A 17,210-nucleotide genomic window follows, 5' to 3' on the forward strand; every position below is an offset into this window, starting at 1 on the left:
AGGACGAACAGCGCAAAAAAACAGCGATACTGCTGATTCTCTTTCGATTCTCTTTCAATGCAGGAGTATGCCGATGACTGGGCCGCTGGCAGGATTGCGTGTGATAGAAATGCTGGGTCTGGGGCCCGGTCCATTTGCCGCCATGATGCTGGCGGATATGGGGGCTGAGGTGGTTCGGGTGCAGCGCCGCGCCGACTCAGCCACGGCGGCGCAGCAGGTGTTTCCTTTGCTGGGCAGTCGTTACGATGTGCTGGGGCGCAGCCGGCGTGTGATCACACTGGATTTGAAATCGCCTCAGGATCAGGCGACCTTGTTGGCGCTGAGTGATAAAGCGGATGCTCTGATCGAAGGCTTCCGGCCCGGTGTGATGGAAAAACTGGGGCTGGGACCTGAGGTTTGCCTGCAGCGTAATCCGCGTCTGGTATATGGACGTATGACAGGCTGGGGGCAGAGCGGACCCTTAGCGCACAGTGCCGGACACGATATCAATTACCTCGCGCTGAGTGGCATGTTGCAAGCGATGGGGAGACCGGATAGCCCGCCAGCGCCGCCCTTGAATCTGGTGGCTGATTTTGGTGGCGGTGGCATGCTGCTGGCCTTTGGTGTGGTCTGCGCCTTGCTGGAAGCGCGCAAGTCAGGGCAAGGGCAGGTGGTGGACGCTGCCATGACGGAAGGCAGTGCCTTATTAGGCGCGATGCTATATGGCTTTCAGGCCGCCGGAGCCTGGTCCTTGCAGCGCGGCAGTAATCTGCTTGATGGTGCTGCGCATTTCTACGATACCTATGCTTGTGCCGACCAGCGTTATATGGCGGTCGGTGCGATAGAGCCTGCGTTTTATCAGCAATTGCTGCAACTGGCCGGAATAGAAGCAAGTCAGTTACCTGCGCAGTTTGATCGCGCTGGCTGGGCCGCTGCCAAACAACAGCTGGGGCAGGTATTTGCGACGAAAACCCAGGCGCAATGGTGTGAGTTATTGGAAGGTAGTGATGCCTGTTGCGCACCGGTGCTGGATATGCAAAACGCGCCTTTGCATCCACATGCAAAAGCGCGTTCCAGTTTTGTCGAACTCGATGGTGTGGTGCAGCCAGCACCGGCACCGCGTTTCAGCCGTACCCAGCCGGATTTGCCCGCGCAATCTGCGCATCAGAACGATGAGTCGGCTGCGATACTGCGCGACTGGGGTATAGCCTGAGTCGCTCAGGTTTTAACACTAGCTCAGCTTCAGATGCGCCAGGACAGCTTCACAAAGACTTCGTTTTGCTGACGTTTGGCAGTAAAGCCCGGCGTCTCATTGCCGGAGCGGGTCCAGCCCAGATAGGCTACCCGTCCCAGGCTCTCGGTATGGGTGTACACCAGCGAACTGATATGGCGCTCACTATCGGCAGCGACCGCTTTTTGGTATAGCGTCGGATTGCGCCAGACATGGCCGCGTTGATAAATCAGACGCAGATTATCCTGGCTGCTGAAGTGCAGCACGCTGTTGAGCTGAAATGCAGTCTCGCTGTAGGCGCGGCCAGACTGAGTGATGCCGGGTGTGGCAGTCTGATCGATCCAGTTGATCGCAAAATTGGGCTCCAGCTCGAAGCGGTCATGCAGACGCAGTTTAGCGCTGCTGCTCAGCGTGCCGCCGCGACCGAGACGGTTGCTGTCGATATCTATCACATCGCCCAGTGTCAGGTCAGCGGAAACCCTGGCCACTTGCCGTCCGGGGCTGACACCAAAACCGGCAAGTAACTTATTACTTGAAAATACCTCACCCGTTTCACTGACGCGGCTCTGGCTGGCCGGACTGAAGGCCAGATAGGCACTGCTGTCGTAATGGCTGGCGACCCGTATGCCCGGAATCAGGCTGCGACCCATGATATTGCCCAGGCTGTCGCGTTTGTATTCCAGCTGCAGATAAGGATTCACTTCATGGAAGATGCCGTTACGGCCAAATTTTTTGACCAGCTCAGAGTTAAAGCTGTGAAATCCGGTCTGTGAAAAAAATCCATTATCAGCACGGAAGTCTTTACTCAAATCCTTGTAAGTGGCGGACATCGCCCAACTGCTACTGCCGCGCGACCATTCGAGATGTGCAGCATGACCACGGGTACTGGCGCCCGCGACCAGATTGCCGTCAGCATTGGTCTGGGCTGTGGTCTGGCTGACTAAGAGCTGGCCGCGCAGCATTTCATTTTCATTGCGCTGCCAGATAAAGTCAGGGCCGAACACGCGGTTATAGGCTTTCGACTGGCTCAGGGTACGGTCGGTGAATACCGCACCTGCTGATAAACTGCCAAAGTGGAAGTTAGCGCGTGCATCGGTGGCGATGGAATCCTCGGTGCGGGTCGCGAGTCCGGTGTAATAGCTGTTAGGCAGCAGCACCAGGCCACCGGCGACATCTCTGGCTGTCAGGATGCTGATATCGCGTTCGCCATCGCGCCGGGTATAGCGCAAGCCTGCATCGGGATTGGAAATGCTGCGCGTGCTGATCACGTTCATCGGCGTTTTCAGCATATCAGCGCCTTCCAAAAAGAACGGCCGTTTTTCAGAGACAAAAATACTGAAGCGGGTATTGCCGGATAACTGAGGTGCATCCAGCTCGATTTGTGAAAAATCCGGGCGTATGGTGGCATCGAAAGTCGTAGCGGAATCCGGCCTGAATTTCATATCCAGGCTCAGCTGATTACTGCTCGCTGATTTTGCCGGTGAGCCGCTTTGTTCATCGCGACTGCGGCGGCTGACTATCTGTGGCGTGATGCTCCAGTTCATGCCGGAAGGCAGATTTTTCAAACCCTGAATGTCATCTGAGAAGCATAGATTGCAACTGGCAGCACGCGTGACACCACCGCTATACATACGGTAACGCTGATCCCTGGTCATATTCCTCAATACCAGCAGGCTCCAGGGTTTTTCCGCATTTTTATCATAGGCGATTTCGGAAAAAGGTATGCGGTACTCGGCACTCCAGCCATCATCCTGTAGCGCCGTCGCGACCTGGTAATCATAGTCCGGTGCAGTATCGTCACCGGTCATATCTGCATACATGCCATCCATGATTGCGCCGCGTGCATTCACATAAAACACTTGTGAGGACTTATGGCTGCCGCTGGCATCGATGTAGAGTGCGACAAAGTCCTGATCGATACTGATCTTATCGCGCCGCGCAAAAGGTGCCCGTATCAGCGCCGCCTTGTCATCGTAAGCCTTGATGCCGACGTACAGATATTTTTCATCATAGGCCAGTCTTACTTCAGTCTTCAAATGCGCTTTTTGCTGATCGACAGGCTGGGTTTGATAAAACGTATCAAACACCGCTGCCTTGGACCAGATTTCATCATCCAGCTTGCCATCGACTTGTATGCGCTGGGTTTTATCTGTGATGGGGTAGGCCTGGAAGCCGGTGGGCGCTGCGTAGACAGCGCTGCAAAGCATTGATAAAGCAAGGCTGCAGCCTTGCAGTGACAGGCGCTTGGATAGAGACGGAGTAGGCATGATGTTAGCTTTAGGCGGGTGAAGTTTGAGCTGGGTATCAGACTGCTTACTGTGCCTGGAGTTCCTGAAGTAAACAGATAAAAAAACCCGGCTTTTCAGCCGGGTTTTTTACACTTCAATTTCAATAAACGATGACTTGATTATTTGAATTTGTAGTTTGCGCTGACTGTGACAGCACGACCTTGTGGGTTGTGCAATACAGTGTTGTAGTAGCTGTAGTTAGGATCGAATGGAGCATTGCGATCAAATACATTACGTACGGTTGCGCTCAGTGTCAGATCTTTGAAGCCTGTGTAAGTTGCACCCATATCGAACGATGTGAATGAAGCTACGCGGCAACCAGGTGCTTCTGCCAGTGCTGCAGCCTTCAGGAGAGGATTGCAGACTGTTTTTACGCCAGTTGTGTTATTGAATGCTGGCAGACCGTAGCCGCTTGTATAGTTCATTGAACCAAATACGGTGTAGTCGTCCAGCGACCAGCTCAGGTTCAAGCGGGTTTTCAAGCGAGGTGTATCGCCTGTATCCGATGTGTCAACATATGGCAGGCCTGCTTCGCTTTGATATTTGAAGCTATCAATGTAGCCAGCGAACAAAGTGGTGTTCAAGCGACCCCATGCTCCCAGATTTGCTTTGTAAGCCAATTCCAGATCCACACCTTTAACAATGGATTCACCCAGGTTCAGGTATTTACGTTTTACACCAACAACCGGGCCTGTACCAGGGATAGGATTGCCTGCGGCATCCTTCAACAAGGTTGTAGGATCCGGGCTGCGGAATACGACTTCATTGTAGACTGTATTACCTTCGGCATACAGCTTACGCAGGATGTCGTTAGAGCTCAGGCGATCAATTTCATTCTTACGGCTGATTTGATACACATCCAATGTACCGCTGAAGTTTGCAGTCGGTGCAAATACCAGACCCAAAGTCTTGCTACGGGAAGTTTCTGGTTTCAACTGAGTGTTGGCAACGATGAACGATGCGATGGAGCGTTCGCCATCGCTGCATTCTTTTGCAGACTCATAGTTAGTTGCGCCGGGAATAGCAGCGCCGTTAGGGCAGCGTACCCAGTCACGGTTGGTATTGATGGTCTGGAAGCTGGAGACGTTCGAAGTCGAGATCTGCGTCAGACCAGGAGCGCGGAAGCCTTCAGAAACCGTACCGCGGAAGCTCAGTTCAGGCATCGGTGTGTATTTGAAGCCGATTTTTGGTGTCGTGGAAGAGCCATAGTCGCTGTAACGGTCATAACGTACCGCTGCTTCAATATTGACAGACTTCAATACTGGCAGGTTAGCTTCTGTAAACAGAGAGGCGACATTGCGCGAACCTGTTGCGGACGACGATCCACGACCGACGTAGTTACCGGCTGCCAGATTGGCATCAGAAACCATGTCGATGCTTTCACGGCGATATTCTGCACCGGCAGCGATACCAATAGAGCCGCCTGCCAGTTGACCGAATTCTGTAGAACCTTTGAGATCAATGCTGTTAACTTTAGTTTCGCCACTGGAATTCGCATCAGGACTGATTTGTTTGAGCAATTCAGCACTGTTAACGCCGCCAAAACGATATTTTTCCAGCGCAGCACCTGCCGTTATGGAGTTGATTGCACCGAAGTCGCGGGATTCACGTTTGGATTTGTTCAGCATCAGACCAGATTGCCAGTCCCAGCCAAAGTGTGTGCCACTCAGACCACCGACCAGACGATAGGTGGTTTGTGTTACGTCAGTACCGGCAGCAATATCAGCCAAACGTGCGCCAGTCGCTACACGCAGCTGGTTTGCACTGTTAGCGATGAACAAAGGATTGTCTGGGTGATTGGCTGGCAGAGCGAAGCGGAAGGAACGGCGTGTGCCAGACGGGTCAAACCAGGTGCTCAGACCGCTGGACAGGGTAGCGAAGCCACCGCCGCCTGGGAATTCGTTTTCCAGACGGGATACGCCGGCTTCAACGAAACCACTGATGTCTTTGGTGACATTGAAAGAGGCGCGCGAAAACAGGTTGGCAGACTTCGATGGCATGGTGAAGTATGCATACTGGTTAGTATCCATCGCGCAAGCAGGTGCTTTGCTTTGCAGAATTGTTGTGCTGACCTGATTTGCAGGGCACTTAGTTGGAGCTAAAGGTGCTGTCGTGTCATAAACACCCTTGCCTACACCAGTTTCAGGATAGTAGTTCGGTGTAAAGGTAATCGCACTGTCTTCACCGAAGATATTGCCACCCCATTTGCCGCGTGCCACTGGTAAAGCGCTGATACCACCGGTTTTTTCTACTTTAGTGCCTTCGCGTTTGCTGGCATCCAGGCCAACCATGATGTTGAAGCCATCTGTGTCCACGTCACCGTAGCCACCGAACAGGGAGATGTTATTGTTTTTGAAGCCACCCTGAGTCGCGCCGGATGTGGTTGCAGTCGCTTCCAGACCTTTGTACTCTTTTTTCAGGATGATGTTCACCACGCCGGCGATCGCGTCAGAGCCATAAACAGCAGATGCGCCATCTTTCAAAACTTCAACGCGCTCAATCGCGGACATTGGAATATTGTTGATGTTATACAGTGTCGATTGACCGGAGTTAGGATCGGCAGTCGCTGTTGCAGCCATACGGCGGCCATTGATCAGCGTCAGTGTGGATGCAGAACCCAGACCACGCAGAGACGCAGTTGCTGTACCGGCAGCAAAACCGTTACCAGATGTGAAGTCATTCTGACCACCGGAAGTGATGGATGGAATGGTTTGCATCAGTTCGGACATGTTAGTCGCACCAGAACGTTTGATGTCTGCGGCTCTGATGACTTGCACTGGGGATGCAGTTTCAGTGTTAGTACGTTTGATGCTGGTACCAGTCACTTCCACTTTTTGAATTTTTTCAGTGGTTTGTGTTTGTGCCTGAGCAAAAGCAGCGGTACTGAACATACCTATCGTTGCTAATGCTGCGGTAATTTTATTTAATTTCATTCTTTAACTCTCCGGTTATAGAAAACCCAGTCAATGACAGGTTCGCGCGGGGTTGCTCCTGCAATGCAAACGCTTCTTCTTTGCAATGCAGTAATTTTTTGTCTGGTTTTTCCCTGCGAGATCCCCCCCGCTGAGAAAAATGTTTACCCCAGTATCGATAGTAACAATTTGTATCGTTTCTCCAAAAAAAATTCTTTGAAACAATGGCAAATTACTAAAAAAATGTCGTTTTTTTGTTCAATTAATGGATTTTTTTGAAAAAAAGTTTTCATGAAAATTAACTTTCAGTCTTTTTGAGGACTTAGAGTGATTTTTTTGATATTTATTCCTTTTGGGCAGATAAAACAGGCTTAATTTTCTCAAATTTTGAAAATATATTTTCTATTTTATCGTCTAGCTCCGTATTCTTTATGCGCAAAGTTGGAAAATTCAGTCGTTTTTTTTCTCTGAAGCAAAGTTGTATTTCCTGGAACTTTCCACCTTACTATTTATCCTAGACCTAACGCTTACTATCACTTCAGGCTGCATGTTCAGCATTGCAGTGCAAAATAAATCAATAAAGGAGAGGCTCAATGTCAAAAAAACGTTTAATTCCACTCGCAGTGGCGCTGTGCTTTGCAGCTAACAGTGGCGACATGTATGCGGCAAATGATGCGAAAAAAGAGCCTGCAAAAAAGTGGGATGTGAATCAGCCGCCTGGTGAAAAACAAGTCGTCAATATTGATACCCATAGCGGTACCTGGATGAGTGTGGATGTGAGTCCGGATGGTAAGCAAATCGTATTTGATTTGCTCGGTGATATTTATACCCTGCCCATCAGTGGCGGTGAGGCTAAGCCTCTTACACACTCAGTCGCCTGGGAAATGCAGGCGCGTTTTTCGCCCGATGGTAAGCAAATCGCCTTTATGTCGGATGCGGGGGGCGGCGATAATGTGTGGGTGATGAATGCGGATGGCAGCAATCCGCGTCAGGTGACCAAGGAAGACTTTCGCTTGCTGAACAACCCGGTCTGGCATCCGTCTGGTCAGTATCTGGCGGCACGCAAGCATTACAGCGGTACACGTTCACTGGGTTCGGGTGAAATCTGGATGTATCACACCCAAGGCGGTGCTGGCATACAGCTCAATGAAAAACCGAACTGGCAGAAAGACCTGGGCGAACCTGCGTTCTCGCCTGATGGTCGCTATGTGTATTATTCCCAGGATACGACTGGTGGAACTTCGTTTGAATACAACAAAGATTCCAACGGTCAGATTTATCAGATCTTCCGCAAAGATTTACAGGACGGTAAAGTCAAGGCACTGGTCAGTGGCGCCGGTGGTGCGGTTCGGCCTGTTCCTTCGCCGGACGGTAAGTATCTGGCCTTTGTACGTCGTATTCGCAACCAGTCGGCCCTGTTCCTGAAAGATTTGCAGACTGGTGAAGAACGTGCGGCCTGGCCGGAGCTGGAGCGCGATATGCAGGAAGCCTGGGCCATCCACGGCGTCTATCCTTCCTTCGCCTGGATGCCGGGCAGTAAAGAGATCGTGGTGTGGGCGAAAGGTAAATTGTGGCGCCTCGATCCCTTTGCCGGTAAAGCGACGGAGATCGCTTTTCACGTCAAAGATACGCGTGAAATCACGCCAGCCCTGCGCTTTGCACATCAGGTCGCGCCTGAACAGTTCGATGTACATCAGCTGCGCTGGGTGCAGGTTTCTCCGGTTGGCGATAAAGTGATTTATTCAGCGCTGGGTCATTTGTATGTGCGCCAGTTACCTGATGGCCAGCCTAAACGCCTGACCAGTCAGAGTCAGCATTTTGAATATTTCCCTAGCTTTTCGAAAGATGGTAAGCGTGTTGTTTATACGACCTGGAATGATGAGCAGACAGGTTCAGTGCGCGTATTGGATCTGGGTACTGGCAAAGAAACCATCGTGACCAAAACACCTGGCAAATACACGCAACCGCGCTTGTCCCCGGATGGAAAAACCGTCACCTATGTCAAAGCGCGTGGCGGCTATCTGACCACGCCGTGGAATGGTCTGGATACCGGCGTCTATACCGTGGCAGCCGATGGTCAGTCAGCACCTAAATTACTGACAGAAGAAGGCAGTGCGCCGCAGTTTGCAAAAGACAGCAGCGCGGTGTACGTGAGCCGTACCAAGTACACCGGTGAAGTTGACTGGAGCACCTCGCTGGTCAAAGTTCCGCTTGATGGCAGTCCTGAGCAGGCGGTCGCAAAAAGTGAATTTGCCGGTGAATTTGCGATTTCGCCTGACGGTCAGTGGCTCGCATTTGGTGAGCGCTTCCATGCCTATGTCACGCCTTTACCTTTGGCCGGCAAGCCGATCAGCATAGGGCAGAAAATGGATGCACTGCCGGTACGTCAGCTGGATGTGAATGCGGGTCAGTACCTGCACTGGTCGGGCGATAGTCAAAAAATCCATTTTGCATTGGGTAATCAGTTATTTACCCGTGACTTAAAAGATGCTTTCAGCTTTGTGCCGGGCGCGCCTGCAGAATTACCTAAGTTTAGCGAAGATGGCCTGCATATCGGCTTTAAACAAAAAGCCGATAAGCCGAGTGGTGTGACCGTGATTTCCGGTGCGCGCATTGCGACCATGAAGGGCGATGAAGTGATCGACAATGGCCGCATCGTGATCCGTGATAACCGCATCGAGCAGATAGGACGTGTCGCTGATGTCGCTGTACCCGCAGGTGCGACCATGATTGATGCAAGCGGCAAAACCATTTTGCCTGGTATCGTCGATGTGCACTGGCATGGTGGCATGGGTGAAGGCGGCATTATTCCTCAGCAAAGCTGGATAGATTATGCTTCGCTGTCTTTTGGTGTCACCACCATTCACGATCCGTCTAACGATACCAACGAAATTTTCACCCACAGTGAGATGCAAAAAGCCGGAGCCGTGGTGGCGCCGCGTATTTTTTCTACTGGCACCATCTTGTATGGCGCTAAGGGGAATTTCAGTGCAGTGGTGAATAATTTCGACGACGCCCTGACCCATTTGAAGCGCATGAAAGCTGCCGGTGCGATTTCGGTGAAAAGCTATAACCAGCCACGTCGCGAACAAAGACAGCAAATACTGGAAGCCGCAAGGCAGACCGGCATGATGGTGGTGCCGGAAGGTGGTTCGCTGTTCCAGCACAATATGAGTATGGTGGTGGATGGGCATACTGGTATAGAACATGCGCTGCCGGTTGAAAATGTGTATGACGACGTCAAGCAATTATGGTCGCAGACCAAGGTCGGTTATACGCCTACGCTCGGTGTGGCCTATGGCGGGCTCGATGGCGAGCATTACTGGTATGCGCGCACCGATGTCTGGAAGCATCCTATCCTGTCTAAATATGTGCCACGCTCGGTGTTGCAGCCACGTAGCATACGGCGCGAAACTGCACCTGAAGAGGACTTCAATGTGCTGCGTGTCGCCAAGGCGGCGAATGAATTGCAGCGTGCCGGTGTGCCAGTGAATCTGGGGGCACACGGTCAGCGCGAAGGCCTGGCTGCACATTGGGAAATGTGGACCATGGTGAAGGGTGGTATGACGCCAATCGAAGCGATCCGCAGTGCGACTCTGAATGGCGCGCGCTATCTGGGGCTGGATAAAGATGTGGGTTCGCTGGAGGCAGGTAAGCTGGCGGATTTGATGATCATCGATGGCGATGTGTTACAGGATATCCGCCAGTCTGACCGCATCACGCATGTGATGATGAATGGCCGTTTATTTGAAACGGCGACCATGAATCAGACCGGCAAACATCCTAAGGCCAGAAAGCCCTTCTTCTTTGAAGGAAAAACTGGTGCCAATGTGCCGGTAGACGCCACCGATTATTCTCATAATCACGCCGGGGAGTAAGTTGACCGGTTTTGTCACTCCCGCGCAGGCGGGAATTTAGCGGCATCAGTCAACAGCGAAGCGTCATCCTTGCTCAGGCAGGGGTGGCGCTTTGTTGTATTTGGCCGTCAACATGCAACATGTAGTCGTTTCTGTGCTGGTTTATTGCTTTATTTGCCAAATTTCAGGCCGCATACAGCACGACTCCTCTGTTCACCCTAGTAAAAACACTATCTGTATCCTGATTGCAGCGCAGAATGTGTCAAAATGCCGGACTATTGCGCCTTTGCGACGAGAGTGTGTCTGCGCAGGGTGCCAGGCAGTTTTCTTTTCACAGGGCTTATCCAACATCGTGACGGCAAGGCGACTTAAGGCTGCTGCAGCTGCTGCGATGAGGCACAGTCCACCACTACCGGAGTCAAACCATGTTTCAGCATGTCGAAGCCTATCCTGGCGATCCTATCCTGTCTCTGAACGAGGCATTTGGTAAAGATCCGCGTCCAAACAAGATCAATCTGTCTATCGGTATTTACTTCGACGATAACGGCAAAATCCCTATGCTGCCTTCGGTACGTGCCGCTGAGCATAAAGTGGTGGCTGAAGCCGGTGCCCGTCCTTATCTGCCTATGGAAGGTGCGGCTAACTTCCGTACTGCAGTTCAGCATTTGTTATTCGGTGCAGATCATGTCGCATTGCGCGAAGGCCGCGTTGTGACTTTGCAGACAGTAGGTTCCAGTGGTGGCTTGAAAGTCGGTGGTGATTTTATTCATCGTTACTTCCCACAATCGTCTATTCTGGTCAGCGATCCGACCTGGGATAACCACCGTGCAGTGTTTGAAGGTTCAGGACTGAGCGTAAAAACCTATCCTTACTATGATGCTGCAACAGGTGGTCTGCGCTTCGACGCCATGCTGGAAGCCTTGCAGCAGGCTACACCGAAGAGCATCGTGCTGTTGCACGCATGCTGCCACAACCCGACCGGCGTAGATCTGACCAAGGCGCAATGGCAGGCGCTGGTACCCGTGCTCAAAGAGCGCGAGCTGATTCCTTTCCTGGATCTGGCGTATCAGGGCTACGGCGATGGTATCGAAGAAGATGCGTATGCGATCCGTTTGCTGGCAGATGAAGGTCTGAGCTTCTTCGTGGCGAATTCCTTCTCCAAGAGCATGAGCTTGTATGGCGAACGTTGCGGTGCACTCAGTGTAGTGTGCCCGGACGCAGCGCAGGCAGTCAATGTGCTGGGTCAAATGAAGGCAACGATACGCCGTAATTATTCGAATCCACCTATGCATGGTGGCCAGCTGGTGGCACGTGTGCTGACTGACCCTGAATTGCGTCCTATGTGGGAAGCGGAAGTGGTGGCCATGCGTGATCGTATCCAGCTGATGCGTCGTAAGTTGCATGATGTGCTGAGCGCGAAAGTACCAGGCCGTGATTTCAGCTATTTCCTGACCCAGCGCGGTATGTTCAGCTACACCGGCTTATCAGCAGAGCAGTGTGATCGTCTGAAAGAAGAATTCGGTGTGTATCTGGTGCGTTCCGGACGTATGTGCGTGGCGGGTCTGAATACTTCCAACGTGGAAGCGACGGCGAATGCTATCGCGGCGGTACTGAACTAATCCATACGGCTGCAAATAAAAAAAAGCGATGCTCAGGCATCGCTTTTTTTATGTCCGGGACACATTGTTATTCCCACTCAGCGTTTAGGATTGGGTCTCTGCCTTATGGCGGGTGATGGAGGCGGTGATTTCCTGATACGAGTAAAAAGCTTGTACCAGCTCCGACTGACACGGGGTTTCCTGTATCGCCTGGCTGGCATCTCCGGGGATGAACAAAGCCAGCTGACAGGCTTGCGGTAATTGCTGGTGTATCTGCGTGATCAGATCATGCATGGCAGGATTATTTTCATCCGAATTGGCGGTAACCAGACAGATTGCAGCCACCATGCTGGTTGATACATCCGGAGGCGGCTGACTGATGTCGGTCGTAAAGATGTGCCGTGCATCGATGTGTGCAGCACGCAGTACCCTGACCAGAATTTCGGCTGCCAGTTCATCGGTTTGTTCGCGTACTCCAACCACGAGCACCACCGAACCAGCTGGTACGTCGACGGGACCCTGATAACTGCCGAGGCTGAGCTCACGCTCATGTATCAGATGGCGTGCCAGGGTTTCACTGTCCAGCACTGAGCTGCGCCGACGCCGCCAGAACGGCGCTTTCGATTCCAGTGAGGTTAAGACAGAAGCGATTGCATTACTGACTTTATGTTTTTCTTCATCGGTAATCGCTTTAACAGAAAAATCAGTCTGTGCCAGTCTGAGTGCGGGTATCAGCACAGTATCGCAATAGGCCGCGACGGATTGATGTTGGATGAAGCGATGGGCAGCATCAATCAGCTCGTCGGAATCTCCGGCCAGTGCACGTTGATAGAATTTTTCCGGTAAGGTCAGTGCAGACTCATCGCCGAGTAAGACACCCAAGAAATTGAGGCCTGGAATATAGCGGCCTGCTACCACAAAGCACAGTGTTAAAGGTGTAGACAAAACTAAGCCGACCGGCCCCCAGATGCAGCTCCAGAACACGGCTGCCACCACCACCGACAATGGCGACAGGCCAGTTGTGTGTCCATATAACTGAGGCTCAATCACGTGTCCAAATAATAATTCGATCACGATAAACACGACCAAGGTTGCAGTGGTTAATTCCCAGCCGGGTGAGATAGCAAATGCCAGCAAAGTTGCCAGGCCTGCCGCTATCCATGCGCCTATGTAAGGAATAAAGCGCAACAGGCCAGTCAGTACACCCCACAACACCGCTTGCGGCAGACCAACGACTGCCAATGCCACCGTAATACTTAAGCCACAGGCACCATTCACGGCAAATTGAGAGATGAAAAAACGTGACAGGCGGCGTGCCGCATCATCCACGGCGACCGTGGTGGCACGCAGATTATTACTGCCGATGAGGCTGATAAACCGGTCCCTGAGTGACTCGCGTTCCAGCAAAATAAAGACCAGCATCACAAACACCAGGCCTATGGTTTCTACCGGGCCGGTAATGGAGTCCAGGATATTGGCGATCAGCTGGCCGGGTGTGGCAGGTGGCTGATGCACTTCCACCGCCACCGGTTTATTTCCTTGCTGCGTGAGGCCGTTATCGTTATTTGGCGTGGCCAGCTCGCGTGAAAATGGATCGGTCACAAAGTCGGTTTTGCCAGTGACGCTGTGCAGTTTCTCCAGGGTGATGGCATTCAGCGTGCGTAATTTGTCGCGTATGGTCGATTCATACTGCGGCAGACTGGTACCGAGTTTGACTACCTGACTACCCAGTACCAAACCGGCGAGACAGATCGATGCGGCAAACAGGAAAACCGTCATCAGTACCGATACGCTGGAAGGCAGGCCGATCAGGCGCAGCCGCCTCACCAGCGGTGCCAGCAGAAATGACAGTATCACAGACAGCGTCATCGGGATCAGCACTTCCTTGCCGAAGTCGAGGAAGAATAAGACGATCGCAGCACTGACCAGTCTCAGGAAGCGGCTCAGTTCCAGTTTTTCATTCATCTGCAAATTCAATTTGATCTCACTTTAACTGTGTAAGAAGTGCATGCTGCGCTTAGGGGTGCCGCGATTGTAAACGCAGATGCTAATTATGCAAACCTGGATTTGTGCTGCTGATTCAGCTTGCTAATTGCAGTGCTGATACCGGGCAGTTGTCGAGCTGCAAGAGCTTGTTCAGCATGCTGTGCAAGTGAGTTACGTCACCGGTGGTATAGGCAGCAATGCTGCCGCTTTGTGCCGGGTCTTCAGCTGTGCGCTGGCTTTGTAACTGTTCTTGGATTAGCAGACGTTGCAAGTGCTGGGCAACGGCGATACCAGTATCGATGATGGTGGCTGCGGCGAGGCCCGGACGCAGGCTGGCATAAACGTTTTCTATGCTTTCCCGTACAAACGGATAATGGGTGCAGCCCAATACCAGTGTATCTGCACCGGCTTCGGCAATGACTTGCAGATAGCCACGCAATAATTGCTGCAGTTCGTCAGCGTCCATGTCGGTTTGTTCGATCAGATTGACCAGACCTACACAGGCTTGAGCGACAAACCGGGTTTGGGTTTCCTGGCTCAATTGCTCACGCAGACGCTGGTATTTTTCACTTTGCAGAGTGCGCTGCGTAGCCAGCACCCCGACCACATGGTTGTTGCTGCATGCGGCTGCGGGCTTCAATCCCGGCTCCATACCGATGATGATGTGCTCAGGGTATGCAGTCCTTAAGTTGTGTATGGCAGCCGCAGTTGCGGTATTGCAGGCAACCACCAATGCTTTAACACCTTGCGAAAAAAAATAGTCCGCGATCAGCATGCAGCGTGCTGTGATTTCCTGCTCGCTTTTCTCTCCATAGGGTACATAGGCAGCGTCAGCGATGTAGCGCAGATGTTCTGCCGGAAGCAAGGCGTGGATGTGGCGCAGTACCGAAAGACCACCGATGCCGGAATCAAAAATTCCTATCGGGCTGCCTGAATCAAAAATCATATGCAATGAATCCGGAATAAAAAATGCTCCAGTCTGTGATGCAGACTGGAGCCAAAATGCAAAGTTGGCGCAGCAGTCAGCCAGTTCTTACATCGCTGCAGAATTGGCTGTTGTGCGCGCTGCACAAAGATTCGCTTACTGAACCGGGATAATACCGATTTTTGCCTGCCATTCTTTCGGGCCGGTGTTGTGTACCGAGGTACCTTGTGAATCAACGGCAACCGTGACTGGCATATCCACCACGTCAAATTCATAAATGGCTTCCATACCGAGGTCAGCAAAACCAACGACAGTTGCGGATTTGATGGCTTTGGATACCAGATAAGCAGCGCCGCCAACGGCCATCAGATATGCAGACTGATGCTTCTTGATGGATTCGATTGCAACCGGACCACGTTCCGCCTTACCGATCATGGAGATCAGGCCGGTTTTTTCCAGCATCATGTCGGTAAATTTATCCATGCGGGTTGCGGTGGTCGGGCCAGCCGGACCGACAGCTTCATCACGCACAGGATCAACCGGGCCGACATAGTAAATTACGCGGTTGGTGAAATCGACGGGTAAGGATTCGCCTTTCGCCAGCATGTCCTGAATACGCTTGTGTGCTGCATCGCGGCCAGTCAGCATTTTACCGTTCAACAGTAAGGTCTGACCTGGTTTCCAGGACGCGACTTCTTCTTTAGTCAGGGTGTTGAGATCGATGCGTTTGGATTTTTCGGTATCCGGTGTCCAATGGACTTCTGGCCAGTCAGACAGTTTTGGAGGTTCGATGTAGCTAGGACCAGAACCATCGAGCACAAAGTGTGCATGGCGGGTTGCTGCACAGTTAGGGATCATCGCAACCGGTTTGGATGCTGCATGGGTCGGGTACATATTGATCTTGACGTCCAGTACGGTAGTCAGACCGCCCAGACCCTGAGCGCCGATGCCGAGCGCATTGATCTTGTCGCACAGCTCGATACGCAATTCTTCCAGTTTGTTTTGCGGGCCACGCTGTCTGAGTTCGTACATGTCGATGTCATCCATCAGGGATTCTTTCGCCATCAGCATCGCTTTTTCTGCAGTACCGCCTATACCTATACCCAGCATGCCAGGCGGACACCAGCCTGCACCCATGGTAGGCACGGTTTTCATCACCCAGTCCACCAGGGAGTCGGAAGGATTCAGCATCACGAACTTGGTTTTGTTTTCCGAGCCACCACCTTTAGCTGCGACTTTTACGTCTACCGTATTGCCCGGTACCAGTTCCATGTGTACTACCGCTGGCGTGTTGTCCTTGGTGTTTTTGCGTTCAAACTGAGGGTCGGCCACGATGGAGGCGCGCAGCTTGTTTTCTGCCAGGTTATAACCCTGACGTACGCCTTCGTTGACGGCGTCAATAATCGAGCCTGAGAAACCTTCAAAACGCACGCCCATACCAATTTTCAGGAATACGTTGACGATGCCGGTATCCTGGCAGATCGGGCGCTTGCCTTCGGCGCACATGCGGGAGTTAGTCAGGATCTGGGCAATCGCATCTTTCGCGGCCGGGCTTTGTTCTGCTTCATAGGCACGCGCCAGATGGGCGATGTAATCGGCCGGGTGGTAGTAGCTGATGTATTGCAGCGCGGCTGCGACGGATTCAATCAGATCGTCTTGTTTGATGACTGTCATGGGATGGCTCTTGGCTGAGTAAAAAAATGGTTAGGGTAAACCCTGGTCCTGAATCCAGGCTTACAGCGCGGCTGGGTCTGGCATTCAGGATATGCAGGGATGAAGTATCAGTTTGCTTTATTGATGCTCGTTCGCTGCCAGCTGGGTGCGCGTCACGATCTGATCGCAATGTGCAATTGCCAGCGCGGACAGCAGGAAGGCCAGGTGGATGCCGGTTTGGGCCAGTAACACGGTGTCAGTGTAATTGGCCGCGTTGATAAAGGTTTTCAGCAGGTGTATCGATGAAATGCCGATAATTGCCATCGCCAGTTTAACCTTCAACACCGAGGCATTGACGTGGGACAGCCACTCTGGCTGATCCGGATGTCCATCTAAGCCAAGGCGGGACACAAAGGTCTCGTAGCCACCGATAATGACCATAATCAGCAGGTTGGAAATCATCACGACGTCTATCAGGCCTAATACCACCAGCATAATTGTTGTTTCATTGAGCTTGGTAGGACGGTTGCCACCGGCAGACACGGCGTCCAGTATGTGCTGCAAGGCGCTCTGGTTGCCCATCGCAGCACCGATCAGATCAATCAGCTCTACCCAGAAATGAAATACATATACGCACTGGGCGAGTATCAAGCCCAGGTACAGGGGGAGCTGTAGCCAGCGGCTGAAAAATATGAGGTTTGCCAGGGGTGATAACTTGGTGAACTGTTTTGGATTTGACATAGATCAATTCTGAAGTAAGAGAGGTGGTGGAGCATAAAAA

Annotated in this window: 9 protein-coding genes; 3 read left to right on the forward strand and 6 right to left on the reverse strand. The window is 52.1% G+C overall.

Annotated elements, in window-relative coordinates:
* The first annotated feature begins 73 nt into the window (after positions 1-73).
* Complete coding sequence (locus EYB48_RS10490; RefSeq protein ID WP_162020337.1) at positions 74-1,192, forward strand: CaiB/BaiF CoA transferase family protein; 1,119 nt, start codon at positions 74-76, stop codon at positions 1,190-1,192.
* A gap of 29 nt (positions 1,193-1,221) precedes the next feature.
* On the opposite strand, the gene EYB48_RS10495 is transcribed toward EYB48_RS10490, so the two are convergent.
* On the reverse strand, positions 1,222-3,477 hold the full coding sequence (locus tag EYB48_RS10495) for a carbohydrate binding family 9 domain-containing protein (RefSeq protein ID WP_162020276.1): 2,256 nt from the start codon (positions 3,475-3,477) through the stop codon (positions 1,222-1,224).
* 140 nt (positions 3,478-3,617) lie between these two features.
* Positions 3,618-6,431, reverse strand: coding sequence for a TonB-dependent receptor plug domain-containing protein (locus EYB48_RS10500; RefSeq protein ID WP_162020277.1), 2,814 nt, complete (start codon positions 6,429-6,431; stop codon positions 3,618-3,620).
* A gap of 572 nt (positions 6,432-7,003) precedes the next feature.
* Here EYB48_RS10500 and EYB48_RS10505 point away from each other — a divergent pair.
* Both EYB48_RS10505 and EYB48_RS10510 read left to right on the forward strand, forming a co-directional pair.
* On the forward strand, positions 7,004-10,288 hold the full coding sequence (locus EYB48_RS10505; RefSeq protein WP_162020278.1) for an amidohydrolase family protein: 3,285 nt from the start codon (positions 7,004-7,006) through the stop codon (positions 10,286-10,288).
* A gap of 404 nt (positions 10,289-10,692) precedes the next feature.
* Positions 10,693-11,886 carry an amino acid aminotransferase gene (locus tag EYB48_RS10510; protein ID WP_162020279.1) on the forward strand — a complete coding sequence of 398 codons (1,194 nt, stop codon included), beginning with the start codon at positions 10,693-10,695 and terminating at the stop codon, positions 11,884-11,886.
* Between the two features lie 84 nt (positions 11,887-11,970).
* On the opposite strand, the gene EYB48_RS10515 is transcribed toward EYB48_RS10510, so the two are convergent.
* From EYB48_RS10515 to EYB48_RS10530, 4 genes are all read right to left on the reverse strand, one after another.
* Positions 11,971-13,830: an AI-2E family transporter gene (locus tag EYB48_RS10515; protein ID WP_162020280.1), complete on the reverse strand. Its 1,860-nt coding sequence runs from the start codon at positions 13,828-13,830 to the stop codon at positions 11,971-11,973.
* Between the two features lie 115 nt (positions 13,831-13,945).
* The gene (murI, locus tag EYB48_RS10520; RefSeq protein WP_162020281.1) at positions 13,946-14,797 is read right to left on the reverse strand and encodes a glutamate racemase; all 852 of its coding nucleotides are present in this window, start codon (positions 14,795-14,797) and stop codon (positions 13,946-13,948) included.
* A 135-nt stretch (positions 14,798-14,932) separates the two neighbouring features.
* A complete protein-coding gene (locus tag EYB48_RS10525; protein ID WP_162020282.1) occupies positions 14,933-16,450 on the reverse strand; it encodes a fumarate hydratase in 1,518 nt (505 codons plus the stop codon).
* A 117-nt stretch (positions 16,451-16,567) separates the two neighbouring features.
* Positions 16,568-17,170, reverse strand: a complete 603-nt coding sequence (locus tag EYB48_RS10530) for a TIGR00645 family protein (protein ID WP_162020283.1) — start codon at positions 17,168-17,170, stop codon at positions 16,568-16,570.
* Positions 17,171-17,210: the final 40 nt, after the last annotated feature.

Origin of the sequence: Cognatundibacterium crateris (genome assembly GCF_010078235.1) — a bacterium.
GTDB lineage: Bacteria > Pseudomonadota > Gammaproteobacteria > Burkholderiales > Burkholderiaceae_D > Undibacterium > Undibacterium crateris.

What these genes read in the sequence shown, in the direction of transcription:
- EYB48_RS10490 (WP_162020337.1), top strand. Translation starts at nt 74, where the DNA reads ATGACTGGGCCGCTGGCAGGATTGCGTGTGATAGAAATGCTGGGTCTG.
- EYB48_RS10495 (WP_162020276.1), bottom strand. Translation starts at nt 3,477, where the DNA reads ATGCCTACTCCGTCTCTATCCAAGCGCCTGTCACTGCAAGGCTGCAGC.
- EYB48_RS10500 (WP_162020277.1), bottom strand. Translation starts at nt 6,431, where the DNA reads ATGAAATTAAATAAAATTACCGCAGCATTAGCAACGATAGGTATGTTC.
- EYB48_RS10505 (WP_162020278.1), top strand. Translation starts at nt 7,004, where the DNA reads ATGTCAAAAAAACGTTTAATTCCACTCGCAGTGGCGCTGTGCTTTGCA.
- EYB48_RS10510 (WP_162020279.1), top strand. Translation starts at nt 10,693, where the DNA reads ATGTTTCAGCATGTCGAAGCCTATCCTGGCGATCCTATCCTGTCTCTG.
- EYB48_RS10515 (WP_162020280.1), bottom strand. Translation starts at nt 13,830, where the DNA reads ATGAATGAAAAACTGGAACTGAGCCGCTTCCTGAGACTGGTCAGTGCT.
- murI (WP_162020281.1), bottom strand. Translation starts at nt 14,797, where the DNA reads ATGATTTTTGATTCAGGCAGCCCGATAGGAATTTTTGATTCCGGCATC.
- EYB48_RS10525 (WP_162020282.1), bottom strand. Translation starts at nt 16,450, where the DNA reads ATGACAGTCATCAAACAAGACGATCTGATTGAATCCGTCGCAGCCGCG.
- EYB48_RS10530 (WP_162020283.1), bottom strand. Translation starts at nt 17,170, where the DNA reads ATGTCAAATCCAAAACAGTTCACCAAGTTATCACCCCTGGCAAACCTC.